General features: G+C 58.5%; 11 protein-coding genes and 1 pseudogene. 6 read left to right on the plus strand and 6 right to left on the minus strand.

Going from position 1 to position 14,604, the window contains the following annotated elements; translation table 11 throughout:
• Window positions 1-16 precede the first annotated feature (16 nt).
• The 4 genes and pseudogenes from FNU76_RS04345 to FNU76_RS25000 form a co-directional block, all read right to left on the minus strand.
• A complete protein-coding gene (locus FNU76_RS04345) occupies window positions 17-4,084 on the minus strand; it encodes a PAS domain S-box protein (protein WP_143856570.1) in 4,068 nt (1,355 codons plus the stop codon).
• Complete coding sequence (locus FNU76_RS04350) at window positions 4,081-4,464, minus strand: response regulator (RefSeq protein WP_143856571.1); 384 nt, start codon at window positions 4,462-4,464, stop codon at window positions 4,081-4,083. Before FNU76_RS04350 ends, FNU76_RS04345 begins: the two co-directional genes overlap by 4 nt.
• A complete protein-coding gene (locus FNU76_RS04355) occupies window positions 4,442-6,994 on the minus strand; it encodes a response regulator (RefSeq protein ID WP_143856572.1) in 2,553 nt (850 codons plus the stop codon). The genes FNU76_RS04350 and FNU76_RS04355 overlap by 23 nt, the downstream gene beginning before the upstream one ends.
• A gap of 235 nt (window positions 6,995-7,229) precedes the next feature.
• A pseudogene (locus FNU76_RS25000) lies at window positions 7,230-7,382 on the minus strand (ATP-binding protein); the annotation flags it as partial.
• 208 nt (window positions 7,383-7,590) lie between these two features.
• Here FNU76_RS25000 and FNU76_RS04365 point away from each other — a divergent pair.
• From FNU76_RS04365 to FNU76_RS04380, 4 genes are all read left to right on the plus strand, one after another.
• Window positions 7,591-7,854, plus strand: a complete 264-nt coding sequence (locus tag FNU76_RS04365) for a hypothetical protein (protein WP_308418610.1) — start codon at window positions 7,591-7,593, stop codon at window positions 7,852-7,854.
• A 250-nt stretch (window positions 7,855-8,104) separates the two neighbouring features.
• Window positions 8,105-9,184 carry an IS630 family transposase gene (locus FNU76_RS04370; RefSeq protein ID WP_144280546.1) on the plus strand — a complete coding sequence of 360 codons (1,080 nt, stop codon included), beginning with the start codon at window positions 8,105-8,107 and terminating at the stop codon, window positions 9,182-9,184.
• 399 nt (window positions 9,185-9,583) lie between these two features.
• Entirely contained in the window at window positions 9,584-10,102 is a 519-nt protein-coding gene (locus FNU76_RS04375; protein WP_223879218.1) for a PTS sugar transporter subunit IIA, read from the plus strand.
• Window positions 10,103-10,150: 48 nt separating this feature from the next.
• Window positions 10,151-11,095, plus strand: a complete 945-nt coding sequence (locus tag FNU76_RS04380; protein ID WP_223879219.1) for an amino acid kinase family protein — start codon at window positions 10,151-10,153, stop codon at window positions 11,093-11,095.
• Between the two features lie 91 nt (window positions 11,096-11,186).
• On the opposite strand, the gene FNU76_RS04385 is transcribed toward FNU76_RS04380, so the two are convergent.
• Window positions 11,187-11,507 carry a YnfA family protein gene (locus FNU76_RS04385; protein WP_143856573.1) on the minus strand — a complete coding sequence of 107 codons (321 nt, stop codon included), beginning with the start codon at window positions 11,505-11,507 and terminating at the stop codon, window positions 11,187-11,189.
• A gap of 259 nt (window positions 11,508-11,766) precedes the next feature.
• Between FNU76_RS04385 and FNU76_RS04390 the strand changes: the two genes are divergently transcribed.
• Window positions 11,767-12,225 carry a PTS sugar transporter subunit IIA gene (locus FNU76_RS04390; protein WP_143856574.1) on the plus strand — a complete coding sequence of 153 codons (459 nt, stop codon included), beginning with the start codon at window positions 11,767-11,769 and terminating at the stop codon, window positions 12,223-12,225.
• Between the two features lie 35 nt (window positions 12,226-12,260).
• Window positions 12,261-13,151: an amino acid kinase family protein gene (locus FNU76_RS04395; RefSeq protein WP_223879220.1), complete on the plus strand. Its 891-nt coding sequence runs from the start codon at window positions 12,261-12,263 to the stop codon at window positions 13,149-13,151.
• Between the two features lie 394 nt (window positions 13,152-13,545).
• Here FNU76_RS04395 and FNU76_RS04400 read toward each other — a convergent pair whose 3' ends face one another.
• A complete protein-coding gene (locus FNU76_RS04400) occupies window positions 13,546-14,583 on the minus strand; it encodes an SEL1-like repeat protein (protein WP_143856576.1) in 1,038 nt (345 codons plus the stop codon).
• Between the last annotated feature and the right edge of the window lie 21 nt (window positions 14,584-14,604).

Raw genomic sequence — 14,604 nt, forward strand, 5'->3', positions numbered from 1 at the left:
TGCGGCCATATTGCCGTCAGTAGAGGTGCTGCACCGGATGCAAAATGGGGCCGGCGTCCAGGTAGGCATATACCTTTTCGAGCTCACGCTCGAACAGTGGCAATAAGCCCGCCACCGCTTCGGTATTGCCTGCGTTGCAGGCGACCTCGATCTGTTCACATAGCTCTCCGAGCACCGCCGCGCCGATACTGCGGGCGGCAGCCTTCAATTTGTGGGCTTGCTCACTGGCCTGTGCCAAGTGTTGCTTGGCACAGGCTATCTTTAATGCCTGCGCAATGACGATGGCAGCGGCCCTGAAATCGGTCAGGAATTCCAGGAGCACGGCCGGATCGTCACCGACCAGGCTGGCCAGTACGCGCACATCCGCCGCCGGTGCGCCAGCAGCAATGGGAGGGATTTGCGGCAAGGGGTAAGACGGGTCAGCGGGTAGCCACGCGGCAAGAATGTCTTGCAGATCCGCCAATTGCACCGGTTTGCTCAGATAACCGTCCATACCGGCAGCCCGGCAGCGATCGGCTTCATCCTTAAGCGCATTGGCGGTGAGTGCCACGATGGGACGGCGACTGGTGCCATCCTTCAGCGCCCGAATCGTGGTAGCAAGTTCGTAGCCGTCCATCTCAGGCATATGCAAATCGGTCAGCAAAAGCGCGTAATTGCCGCTTTGCCAACATGCGAGCGCAATACGCCCGGTTGCAGCCACATCCGCGGCAAAGCCCAGCAAGGCCAACTGGCGCAAGATCACCTTCTGATTGGTCTCATTGTCCTCAGCCACCAGGATAAGCCGGCCCTGGCGAAGCGCGTCGCCATGCGCAGGGGGGCTGAATGCCTCCTCCTTCTGGCAGGGCGGCTTCGCCTGCTGCGACACTGCCTTTTCGGCAACCCTGCCCGCCACCGATGCCACGGCATGCAGCAATCGGCGGTAGGTAAGGACATTGCCGTCCAACCGTACCTGGTCCGGGAACTGGTCCGGGAACTGGTCCGGCAGGGCATGATGTGCGCCACGCGCAATGGTGATCCTACGAATGTCCTGCGCCGGATTCTGCAAGCGCATGGCGGCATGATCGTGTTGCGACGAAGGGATATCCGCATCATCGACGACCCATATCCAGCACCCGGCCGGCAGCCGTGCCTGCAAGCGCTGTGCCTCGACCAGCGTGGCGGACCGTTCTACGCGCGCGCCGCCATGGGATAGATAGGTAGCGATATGCGCGGCTTGGCTGCTCGCACCGCCCACCACCAGGCAGGCCAGCCCTGCCACTTCAGAGACCGGGTTGCTTGCATTCGCCTCGTCGGCCGGTATCTCGAACCGCAGGTTCACCGTGAAGGCGGCACCCTGCCCCGCCCTGCTATGCAGGGTTAAGTCGCCCTTCATCAGCTCCACCAAGCGGCGTGAAATCACCAGTCCCAGTCCGGTCCCGCCAAAACGCCGGGTCGTCGAGGTATCGGCCTGGCTGAATGCGGAGACCAGGCGTGCCTGCGTCTCCTCATCCATCCCTATCCCGTTGTCGCGCACCTGCACGGTGAGCGCCAGGTGTGTCGCGCTCCGCTCGGTGGGCACCATGCTGACTTCCACCTGTCCGCATTGTTCGCGGCCGCTGGAGAATTTGATGGCATTCCCGACCAGGTTCAACAACACCTGGCGCAAGCGCAAGCCATCGCCCAGGACGGTGGCGGGCAGCGTGGGATCGACAAACAATGCCAATTCCACGCTCTTTCTGGCTGCCAAGGGCGCCAGCATGGCGCAGGCCTTCTCAACCACCTCGGTCACCGAGATGGGGCTGGACTCAATTTCCAGGCGGCCGGCTTCTATCTTGGAAAAATCGAGAATGTCGTCGATGATCGTTAGCAGGGAATAGGCCGAATCGCGGATCAGATCGACCATCTCCGTTTGGTAGTCTTGCAGGCAGGTCTGCTGCAAGATATCCACCATGCCGATCACCCCATTCATCGGCGTGCGAATCTCATGGCTCATGGTGGCCAGAAAGCTGGACTTGGCCTGGCTGGCCAAATTTGCCTCATTGCGGGCCTGTTCCAGATCAGCGGTACGATCGAGGACCCGTTGCTCCAATTTGACGGTGAGATCCAGAATTTCCAGTTCGGCCCGCTTTTGCTCGGTGATGTCCTCACCGATGCTGGCCGTACCGATCACGTCGCCCACGCCTGAGCGGAGTACCGAACTGTTCCAGCGTATCAGACGCCGCTCCCCGGCCCGGGTGAGTATCTCGTTCTCGTGATGCGATGCCTCAGGCAGATTGGCGAGCAGCGTCATGAAGACCTGCCTCATGTCGCCAAGCGCCGATGGCGCGAACAGCTCGAACCAGTCGGCGCCGATCACCTCCTCCCGCTGCCAGCCCGTTACGCGTAGCAAGTAGTCGTTGCAATAGGTAATCCGGGACTCGAGATCCAGCATCACGGAAACGAGTTGCACACTACCGAGCAGGTCGCGGAAGCGGCGCTCGCTCTCACGCAGCGCCTGCGAGGCCAACATCTGTTCGGTAACATCTTCGGCCACGCCGCAGATGCGTATCATCTTGCCGGCATCGTCGCGAACCGGATAACCCTTGGTTTTTACCCAGCGAATGGAGCCGTCCGGCCTTACTACCCTGTATTCGAATTCATAGGATCCGGCCGCCATGCCTTGCTTATACTTCTCGTAGGTCGCTGCCCGGTCATCGGGATGGAGTGCTTCGATCCACGACCCAGGGCAGGCGTACAGGCTTTCGCAGCTGCGGCCCCAGATATCCTGGTAGGCGGGGCTGACATACAGCACGCTGTTGCTGTCCGCTTCAATCAGATAAAACACATCGCGGATGTTTTCGGCCATTTGGCGGAAGCGCAATTCGCTGGCTTCCAGACTTTCCTTGGCCTGCCGCTCTGCCGTCACATCCAGGTACATGACCACCGCGCCATTCGAACCATCGTCCGCCAGCGGGGATACCATCAACAGGAACCAACGCCGTTCGCTGGGTAAGTGACTAGGATATTCAATGGCGAAGTGCTTGACCTCTCCCGCCAGCACCGAACGAATACCGGCCGCCACCTTTTGCGCCACAGCGGCTTCATTGCCTTTTGCGCTGTCGCAACTAGCCAGGTAGTTCAGCCCGATCCCGTAGGTCTGGCCTTGCAGCAGGTTTGTGCTGGCAACCCGGCGCCATGCCTCGTTCACCGAGACGATGGTCCCTTGCGTATCGAGCAAGGCAATATTGGCGGGTAGCGCATTGAGAATGGCGACCTGGGTGGCTGCCTCGCTCAGGCGCAGTTGGGTCAGGCGATAGAGTTGCTGTTCAGCGGCTTTGCGCTCGGTGATATCGCGCAATACGCCGACGATGATCAATTGCGTGCCAAAGCGTTGCGCCTGGCACCGCAACTCCACTTCCAGGCGGGAACCATCCTTGCGCCGTATTTCGATTTCGGTCAGATCGTTGCCAAGGTTATCCGCGATGATCGAGTCATACACACGCTCCAGCTCTTCCAGCGTGGCAAAACCTATTTGTTCCGGGCCTTGCCTGAGCAATTCTTCGCGCGTATAGCCGAGCATATTGCAGGCGGTGGCGTTGGCCTCGATAAAGCGCATGGTGCCGCGATCGATCAGAAAGATGGCATCCGCCGTGGTATCCAGCGCGGAACGGAAGCGCTGCAAATCGGCGGTACGCGCCAGTACCTGCTGCTCCAGGATGACGTTATGGTTCTGCAAGAAATCGTTGTATGACTTCAATCGCAGTAGATTGCGGACCCTGAGCCGCAACTCGGCCCGGTCGATGGGCTTGGTCAAGAATTCTTCCGCACCGGCATCCAGACCCGCCATGTGGGCGCGGCGATCGATTTGCGCGGTCACCATGATGATGGGGATGCTGGCGGTGGCCGGATTGGCCTTGAGCAGGCCGGCCAACTGGTAACCATCCATGCCTGGCATCACGATGTCGAGCAGGATCAAATCCGGTGGGCACTGCTTGATTTCCGCCAATGCGGCTTCACCGCTGGTGGCGCAGCTGGTCACATAGCCTTCCGATCGCAGCATCGCTTCAACCAACCTGCAATTGCGGACTTCATCGTCAACGACCAGGATGATGGCTGGGCTAGTCATGGTGGCGGGATGTCCGTTTTAAGGAGGAGGGCATCGATCACCGCGTACAGATCGGCGTACCGCAGTGGTTTGGCCAGGTAGGCATCACAGCCAGCCAACCTGGTTTTCTCCCTATCTTCCTTCATCGCCATGGCAGTCAGTGCCACGACGGGTATACCGGCCGTGACCGGATCGTGTTTCAACTCGGCGGTTGCGGCCAGCCCATCCATACCGGGCAATTGGATGTCCAGCAGGATCAGGTCGGGCAGTTCCCTGCGCGCTTGGACCAAACCTTCTTCGGCATCCGTCGCGCATAGCACCGTATGGCCGGCGGTTTTCAATAGCAGACAGGCCAGCTTCATATTCGCCGGGTTGTCTTCAATCACTAATACTTTGGTCATATGTGGTTCTTTCGGCATGAGGCAGCAATGCGCGCCTCACTTCCCTGATAAAGCGGGCATGACTGAACCCGGCCTTTTCGACGATTTGAATGGCTTTGCCCGGATGGCAATTGAGCGCGATGCGGTCTGCCTCGGTAATCTGCTTGGCGGTGATCACCAGGATAGGAATACCCATCGTATTGGGACTGCTCTGGAGCGCGTCGACTACCTCAAAGCCGCTTACATCCGGCATGACCAGATCCAGCAGAATCAAGTCAGGTCTCAATCGCTGCGCCAGCGTGATCGCTTCGTCGCCGCCGTAGGCGCGTACGACCGCATAGGCCGGTCCGGGCAGGAAAGCAGCAATCAGTTCGACTTCCTTGGGATCGTCGTCGACCACCAGCACCGTGTGGGTGCGCGCCGGGATGGGGTGCAGGCCCAGATCGGCCAGGGCCGCTTTCAATTGGGCTCGGCTGATCGGCTTTTGCAGTACTGCCGCGGCACCGCCGGCGAGGGCCATATTGCTATCGGACGAACCGGTCATGATCACCACCGGTACATGCGCCAGCACACTGCTCTCCCGGATTTGGCGGAGAAACTCCCAGCCATTGATGCCGGGCAATTGAAGGTCCAGCGTGATCAGGCTGAGGGCTTGTTGCGGCACCAAACGCAGGGCCGCCTCGGCGCTCGATGCCCGTAGCACGGTAAAGTCTTCGGCTTCGAGCAGGAGCCGCACCAGATCGGCCGTCTGATCGTGGTCCTCGATGACCAGGGCGAAGCGCTCCGTGGCATGGACGGTCGCTATGACCGCGGCTTCGGCAGAGGAAGCCGCGGTATGCGCCAGCGTGCGCAAAGGCAACCAGACGGCAAAGCGGGCGCCCTCGCCTTGCGCGCTGGTCACCGCGACCGTACCGCCGTGTAGTTCGGCCAGTTGCTTGACCATCGCCAAACCCAGTCCGGTACCTTCGAATCGACGCGACAAGCCGCTGTCGATCTGGCTGAAAGCCTGGAACAGTTTCGCCATGTCTTCCGACGAGATGCCGATACCGTTATCGCTGACGCATATTTCCAGGAAATCCTGGTAAGTATTTTCGGCTAAGGGAAAGTTATGCACCGGCCAAACACCGGTCAGCGTACCGACCGCGCTTCGCGCAACACGGCGCGCATACAAGGTCACTCGCCCCCCGCGCGCGCTGAATTTGACGGCATTGGACAGCAGGTTGTAGACAATCTGCTTGGTCTTGCGCATATCCATCTGGGGCATGCCCAGATCTTCGCCCGCTTCCAGCTCGAGATGGATACGTTGGCCCGCCGCCCTTTCCCGGACGATGGACAAGCTGTTCAGCAACAGGCTATTCAAGTCGACTGCCTCGAGATCCAGCGTCATCATGCCCGCCTCGACCTTGGATAAGTCCAGGATGTCATTGATCAGCGAGAGCAAATGCTGGCCGCTGCTGAATATGTCGCCTATGTATTCCTGCTGGACGTCGCTCATCTGACCGATCAAGCCGTCCTTGAGCACCTCCGAAAAGCCGATGATGGCATTCAGGGGCGTCCGCAGTTCGTGCGACATGGTGGCCAGGAACTCCGATTTCATGCGGCTGGCGTGTTCCCAGCCATTCTTCTCTTGCAGCGCCAGCTCAAAGCGCTTGCGCTCGGTCACATCGCGCGCGGCCGCGAAGACGCCTTGCAGCTTGCGGTTGCGGTCGTAGAAAGTCGCGGCGTTATAGGACACCGCCGTTTCCGCACCATCCAGGGCCTGGACGGTCAGTTCATAGTTGCTTACCTTGTTCTCGGTCAGGACGCGTTTGATGGCGGCGTCGGCGCGGATCGGATCGGTAAAGAAATTACTGCAGGGCGCGCCGATCAGCTCGTCGCGGGTCCGCCCGGTCAGCGTCATCATTTGCTGGTTTACATCGCTGATGATGCCTTGCGGATCGGTCGTCATCAGCGCGTCGATATTCGATTCGATCAGCGAGCGCGTATAGAACTGTTGGTCGCGCAGCCGCTGGTCAAGCAGCGTGCGGTCCAATTCGACTTGTTTGCGAGCCGTATTGTCGGTACCGATCAAAAGGTAGCCGATGATGTTGTCGGCCACGTCCCGCAGCGCCGTCACTGAAATCATGGCGGAGAAACGGCTGCCATCCCGACGAACCTTCGTCAGCTCGTAAATGTCCTCAATCCCACGCGCGGCCTTGTACACCAGCGCCTCGAAACCGGGCGTGATCAGCCGGTCGAATTCCACGCTGAGCGCCGCGGCGCGCGTGACCAATTCTTGTGGGTCGGAGAATTCCGCAGGGGTAATGAGGTTGATGACATCGGCGGCCGCGTACCCCAGCATGCGCTCGGCACCGATATTGAAAATCTGGATGACGCCTTTTTCATCCGTCGCGATACAGGAGAAGTAAGCACTGTTGAAGATGGCGTCCTGCAAGGCACCGGTCTTGACTAGCGTGGCTTGGCGCTGGAAATCGGCTACACCTTCCTTGCCGGCCGGCTTTTCGCCCAGGTCGGTAACACCATCAGCCACATCGGCAGCGATTGTCAGCATGGACCCATCCGTAGTAAGAGCCACGCGTTCGTTCAATAGCGCGGATGGCCGGGGCCTGGAACAGAATTTTCGTCCCTATGCTCTTATCGCCTGATTGGGCGTGACTGTATGTGCGACAGCGCACTTTGTCCCTTGCTATTTCTCCGATCTCTCGGGCGAAATTCGCTTGGAGCAAGCGGTGACGGTTGCATACGGCGGTTTGCGTCATCTGGGTTAGGCCCTGTGAAGGCCATCGCTAACGATTGAAGCCTGGCAGCGATCGATAAAAGTGACAGAAGCGATAGGACGTGTTGACGGTCTCAACGATACGGCAATGGTGCATCAATTGATCTAGCAAAGCCGTTGTCAGTTTCGCATCGCCGAACACCGCTGACCATTCGCCGAAGGAGAAGAATAATCAAACCCCTCTGTAGGTATTGCGTATCCCCTTTTGCCCGTCAAGCGTGTCCGCGCGCCAACACCGCATGGATGCCGATCGTCGAATTGATGCGAAATTTACGCCAAAAGGCCTCAGTTTTATACGGGTTTTACATGGTTCCCGCTATTGTCTCCGACGTTTTGCAGCCATAGGGGCTGCGCTTCGTTTGGAGACGAAAATGTTCGAAATCGGCAAGGACTACACCCGGGAAGATATCCATACGCAGTGTGGCGGCAACAAGCAGGCATTCCTGCCCACCTATCGCGGCAAGGTGGTGGCGGCGTGCCTGCGGCCGGAACTTAAGCTCGATGCCCCCGAGGTCATTCTGTGCAATAGCGCTGCAGCCGCACGCGCCGCAGGCAGGACACTGTCCAGGCAGGCTGACCCGATCCCCGTTTTCATCTGGCAGGCAACCGACAAGTGGCGCTATGTCGGGCACTAGCAGGCTGGGGAGAAACTCGTCGGACTTCCACCGTGCTGCAGGAAAGTTGTGAAAATGCATGGTTTTGGTCAAAAATCTGGCAATTTGCGCCTATTTTTTGAGCAAATATCCCTGATCTGGTCAGATTTTCCCACGCAGTGGCTGATGCCGGGAGTTTCTCACCAGCCTGCTAGTGTGGTGTCTCAAAAGTAGAATTAATTAAATATTTGGTATAATTGTCGTAGTTCAATAGCTCATGGAGACTATGACGATGACCAGAACGGGCCGCCCGATCAAGAAGCTGGAACTATCCGAAGAGCAGCGCAGAGAGCTGAATGCACGTTTGGCGCTGCGCAAGGCGCCGGCCGATGAGAAGCTACGAATTCAGATTGTGCTCAGTTGTGCTGACGGCGAAGGAGGCAAAGAGATCGCGAAGCGGCTGGATACCACTGCGCAGACCGTCTCAAGGTGGCGTCGTCGGTACGAGTCGTATGGTCTGGCAGGGCTGACCGATGCACCGAGGTCGGGGCGGCCTCGCACGGTGCTAGACGAACACGTTCAGGCGGTGATTGATCGTGTCCGGAACAGTAAGCCTACTGACGCGACGCACTGGAGCGTGCGCACGATGAGCAAGGCAACAGGCGTGTCGGCGTCCACAGTGCAGCGCATTTGGCACGCGTTCGGGCTCAAGCCCCATCGGCTGGAGACGTTCAAGTTTTCCACCGATCCGAATTTTGTCGATAAGGTCCGCGATGTGGTGGGCTTGTACCTCGCCCCGCCGGATCGTGCCTTGGTGCTCTGCGTGGATGAGAAGAGCCAGATTCAGGCACTGGATAGAACGCAGCCTTCACTTCCGCTTACGTTCGGCAAAGCAGAAACCCGGACACACGATTACAAGCGGCACGGGACGACTTCGCTGTTCGCAGCTCTGGATGTGGCCACTGGCAAGGTCATTGGCCAACTCAAACGTCGCCACCGGAGCGTCGAATTTCTGCAGTTCCTCAATACCATCGACGCAAGCGTACCGGCAGACCTGGATATCCACCTGATCATGGACAATTACGGGACGCACAAGACGGAGAAGGTGCGTGCCTGGTTCGCCAGCAGGCCACGCTACCATCTGCACTTCACGCCAACTTCGGCCTCCTGGCTCAACCTTGTGGAGCGTTTTTTCTCACAAATCAGTGAGAAGTGGATCAAGCGTAGTGCCCACAGCAGCGTCGCCGATCTAGAGCAGTCAATCCGCCACTACTTGGACATCCACAACACCAACCCGAAGCCCTTTGTATGGCGCAAAAGCGCAGATTCAATCCTTGAGGCCATTGCTCGTGCAGGCAAAGTTATTAATTAATGCTATTTCAGGTACACCACACTAGGCCTCAGTTGAAGCATTTACCACGCCGGTAGACTGCGCGCCCTATGTACGCAATGCCACGTTTACGTCCGGGCAGGTTCCCCACGTCATCAAGCTGGCCCGTCGTTGAATTTCCGCAAGCCGGGCATGTGAAACCCCAACTTACGGCGATAGTGCAGCACCTGTAGTACCCTCAGTTCCATCAAATCCCATATCTCTTTTCAGGCCGGACTTCCGGCCTGCTTTTTTTGCAGCAAGCACGCATTGTGAGAGGGGTTACCCACCCGCGCTACTCTTCCCTATACGCAATTTTTACGGAAACGGTCCTGATCTGGACACCGTTTTTACGCCGGCTTACCTACGATTGCGACATCTCCCCACAAAACGGAATGCCCAATGCGTACCCACACGCCACCGCCTGAAACGCCGATCGCCATGCTTTCGGGAGGGGGAATGCAAGCGTTGAATACACTGGCCCATATCTGCCCTCCCGAAAACATCTTGCTCGACCCACCCGTCAGAAACCAGCGGGAGCTGTTCGAGTACACCGCCCGATATCTGCAAAACCGCTTCGATCTTCCGGCTGACCGCATCGCGACCAGGCTGGCCGAGCGAGAACGGATGGGGACGACCGGGCTGGGGCAAGGCGTGGCGATTCCCCACGCACGACTCAATGGGCTTAAGACTGCCCTTGCCCTCTTCATCCGGACTCCCCACCCTATCGCCTTCGATGCCCCCGATGGCAAGCCTGTCGGTGAATTCCTCCTCCTGCTCGTGCCAGAGCACGCCAACAAAGAACATCTCCAGTTGCTTGCCGATGCCGCCCAGTTGCTTTGCGAGCGTAGCTTCCGCCATGCCGCGCGGCTGGCGCGAACGCCCGTCGACATTCACCGGCTGATGCTGGAAGCACAGTGACGCGCTGAGTTCGCCGTACTTCCGATCATCAACCCAACGGGCCAAATCATGCTCCACCATCCAGAACCTACCCCTACTACTTCGCAGCGCGCCACTCATCTGATGAGTTCGCTACCCTTTATGGAAGCCTTGCACAACCAGACCGTGGTGATCGTCTATGCCGGGCAGTCGGTCTACAACCCCACCCTGCGGGCATCCTTCTCGCAAAATGCGGCGCTGCTGAAGCTGACCGGTATGCGTCCCGTGATCGTGCATGGTGGTTTGCCGCGATTCCAGGCGCAGGGGCAAGTACCGGAAGCGCCAGTCCGCGAGGCCATGCGCACGACCCTAGCTATCCATGTTGCACGCACGGCACTGGCGGAAGTCAACCTTGAGCTAGTTCGCCTGATCGGCGTACATGGGGTAAAAGTCTTGGGTATCAATGGGCAGGATGGCCATTGTCTCACCGCCGGTTCGACAGCCGGCGGCGACTTCATCAGCCCGATAGAGGCGGTCGACACCGCGATACTGGAGGCTTTCCTGACTGGCGGCTTGCTGCCGGTAGTCATGCCCCTGGCACCCGATGCCGACGGCGATGATCGCCTGGTCAGCCCCGAGCGACTTGGCAATCTGCTGGCGCAGAAGTTGAAGGCCACCACCCTGGTGATGATGGTGGAGAATTCGGTGCTGAGAGAATTCGGCGACCAGACCGGACTATGCGGCAAAAGTGAGTTGGAAAAATGGCTAGCCGAGCATGCAAGCAACACGGCTGCTGCCTATGCGCGAGAGGCGCTCGATGCACTGACTCACGGGGTGCAAAGCGTCCATCTCGTCGATATCAGCCAACCACAAGGCATGGTCGACGAGTTGCTGACGGAAGAAGGCCGGGGCATCGTGTTCTGCGGGCGCAGTAGCGCCGAGTTGGTGGCGGAAACCAGGCGCTATTTCGCCGACGCCGACAGCGTGTTGCGGCCGGACTTCAGCGTCGAGCGCAAGCGGGTCGTGCGCTTCTGAGGGTAGCGAAGCAGCGGTCAGCCTTGGCTGCACCGCTGCCTACATCTCCCTTGCCGCCTCGTGGAGATCATGTCCGGCTGCTAAGTCTCCACTACCGCCAGCCCGCCATAATGATGCAGGCACCCACCAGCATGACACTCGCCCCGACCCAGTCATGCAGTGACCGCGTTACCCCGTCTACCACCCGAAGCCAGGCTAAGGATGTCAGCACATATACGCCGCCGTAGGCTGCATAAATCCGGCCGCTGGCGGCGGGATGCAATGTCAAGAGCCAGGCGAACAAGGAAAGGCTGATAGCAGCCGGTAAAAGCAGCCAAATTGATCCGCCTCGACGTAGCCATAGGTAAGGCAGAAAACATCCTACGATTTCCGCCAGGGCGGTTAGCACGAAGAGAAGTAAGGTTTTCGGCATGGGTAGTCATTGCATTCAGCGAATGCAGCCATTCTAGCTGCTTGGGCAGCGGTGTTTTCGCGTTCAATGCGTAATCTTTATAAATTGGGACCGTTTATTTACGCCGTTTTTATAAAGGTTTGATTACGCTTTCAATTGCGGCACTGGACGAAAATAAGCGACCCTTATTTGGTCGCCAAGGCGGGGGGAGCGTCCGGTGCCGCCCCGTTAGATCTGGTGGCGCGGGTAGGCAAGCCTCCAAAAGCCCTTTGGATAAACGATGTATACGCTAGCCAGAATGTGTCCCATCGAGGACATCTTGCTTCACGCGAAGGTGCAAAACGTGCACCAATTATTCGAATGCGCGGCACAGCATCTTTGGCATCGCTATGGACTTACCAGTCAATCCGTTGCCGAACGGCTCGCCAAGCGGGAAAAGCTAGGCTCCACGGGATTGGGGCAAGGTGTCGCCATCCCGCATGCACGCATCAGCGGTCTACAGGTCCCACTCGCGCTGTTTATCCGTCCGGAACACCCCATTGCCTTCGATGCGCCTGACGGCAAGCCAGTCGGCGAACTCTTTCTGCTTTTGGTTCCAGAACACGCTCATCAAAGCCACCTGCAACTCCTGGCAGATGCCGTTCGCCTGTTCAGCACCCGAGCATTCCGAGAAACCCTGCGTGCCGCCACGACACCGGGCGATGTACGCCGCTTGCTGCTCGACAGCCAACCATCATGACTCAGCTCGCCGTGAAGCACCCTCTCGATCAAGCCATGCCGAAAGCACCCGCATTGACTCCTATGCAAGCCGACCAAGCCAGTCTACTGGCCAGTTCCTTGCCGTTTGTGCAATCGCTGCAGCAACAGACTGTCGTCATCGTTTACGCGGGTTCGGCCAACGCTGCCCCCTGCGCCCGGCAAACCTTTGCCCAGGAAGTCGCATTGCTTGCCCTGACGGGCGTGCGTCCGGTCGTTGTACATGGTGGGGCACCGCAATTTCGACCCTTTCCGCCAAGTAGCCGCGCACTGTTACCGGAACGTGTCGCCATGCATGTCGCACGTGCCGCCCTGGCCGATATCAACCTGGAACTGGTCCAGCTGATCAGCCAGCATGGACCAAAAGCGGTCGGCGTCAAGGGCCAGGATGGCGATTGCCTGACGGCATCGTCTCAGGCCGACGCCAACCGTATATGCCCTATCGTTAAGCTTGATGTGACGTTGTTCAAGCTACTGCAAAACAATGGCATGCTACCAATCGTTATGCCTATCGCGCCCGATGCGAAAGGAGAAGACCGGCAATTGTCTTCCGAATTGCTGGGCGCGTTACTGGCACAGCAACTGCGGGCGGTTACCCTGATATGGATGGGCGAGGGCGCGATCTTGCAAGAACTGACCGGGCTACGTGGTCCACGCAGCCGTGCCGAACTGGAAAGCTGGTTAGCACAGCATCCTCAGTCCGCCGCCGCCCCTGCGGTCGGTGCCGCCCTCGATGCCCTCGGCCACGGCGTGCAATCAGTTCATTTTGTCGATGCCGGCGAGCCCTATGCCTTGATTAGCGAATTGCTGACCGACGAGGGCTGCGGTTTGGCCGTGTGCCGACGCAGTGGCGCCCAAATGCTGGCGGATAGCACGCGCTATCTCCACGATTGCAATTGCGCGCTTTGACCTGACTTCGTGCCCGCAGCAAAAAATCATATCGCGGTGTCCGAAAATACTTGACCACTACAATTAGCCGGCGGTGCGGTTGCTGGTGGACGGCTTAGTAGCTCCCGCACATGGTGCATCGCCAACAGTGGGATAAAAATCGACACATGAGCGCCAGCCGTCAGTCTCGCCAGTTCAGACGCGTAGAGCTCCGCAACATAAGAAATCGACCTGTTTGTCTGCTTGGCTAGCAGCCTGACGCCAGGCAGATCGGAGAATTCATGATTGGGTCGAGACATAGACACATCGCTCACCTTGGGTTGCCAACGAAAGCATACCCCCAGTATGAGGTTGGATACCGTACGTCAAACCACATAGCTGAGAAGTCGTGCAGACTGATTGCGACTGCCACACTTCATTTTGCTAACCGGTCGAGATTTTTCTGTGCGTCAGCGTGACCCTGGGCAGCAGATTTTCGGTACAAGTCGAGTGCTTGCCGATCATCCTGAGTTAGTCCTAGGCCGTGTTCGTACAGATAACCGAGTTTGTTCTGCGAAAAAGCATCCCCTTGTGTTGCGGCCTTGCGATACCAGGCAGCGGCTTGGGAATAATCTGGCGGCACGCCACGGCCAGCCTCATACAGTGTCGCAATGCTCAATTCCGCAGTGGCTAGCCCCTGTTCGGCACTTTTTCGATACCACGTCATCGCTTGCGCGTAGTCCTGCGGCACGCCATGGCCCTGTTCGAACATATCCCCGACATTGCATTGGGCAATCGGATGTCCTTGATCCGCAGCCTTGCGATACCAGGCCATGGCTTGTGCATAGTCCCGCGGCACACCGAAGCCTTTCATATACATCAGTCCAAGATTGAACTGCGCGCGGGAGAAACCCTTCTCGGCGGCTTTTCGAAGCCAGAAAAACGCTTCAGAAAAGTCTCGCGGCACGCCTTTGCCATCTAAAAAAAGCACGCCCAGCGCGTTCTGAGCAACTGGCATCCCCTGTTTGGCTGCCCTTCGGTACCAAGCGATAGCCTGTTCATAATCCTGCGGCACGCCGAGCCCCTGCTGGTACATCCATCCGAGGCTGGTCTGAGCAGTCGCACGCCCCTGCTCAGCGGCTTTGCCGCACCAGGCCAGTGCCTGCGAGTCATCTTGCGGCACGCCGAGGCCACCGAGGTACAGCGTACAGAGATTGGTCTGCGCATCCGCATTGCCCTGCTGCGCGCTCTTGCGATACCAAGCCAAAGCTTGCAGGTAGTCCTGCGCAACTTCCTGACCTAGCTGATACATTGAGCCCAGCTTGTTTTGGGCGGCGGCATGGCCGCTTTCCGCCAACGCACGCACCTCATCGAGTGTCGCCTGCTGAAGGTCCGTTTTATGTCCATTCAATCCCGCCCAGGCCATACCGGACAATCCCACTGCCATGGTAAGCAGCCAAATACGTACTTTCATTTCAATTCCCTTTGCTTACTG

Origin of the sequence: Chitinimonas arctica, assembly GCF_007431345.1 — a bacterium.
In the GTDB taxonomy this organism is placed as follows: Bacteria; Pseudomonadota; Gammaproteobacteria; order Burkholderiales; family Chitinimonadaceae; genus Chitinimonas; species Chitinimonas arctica.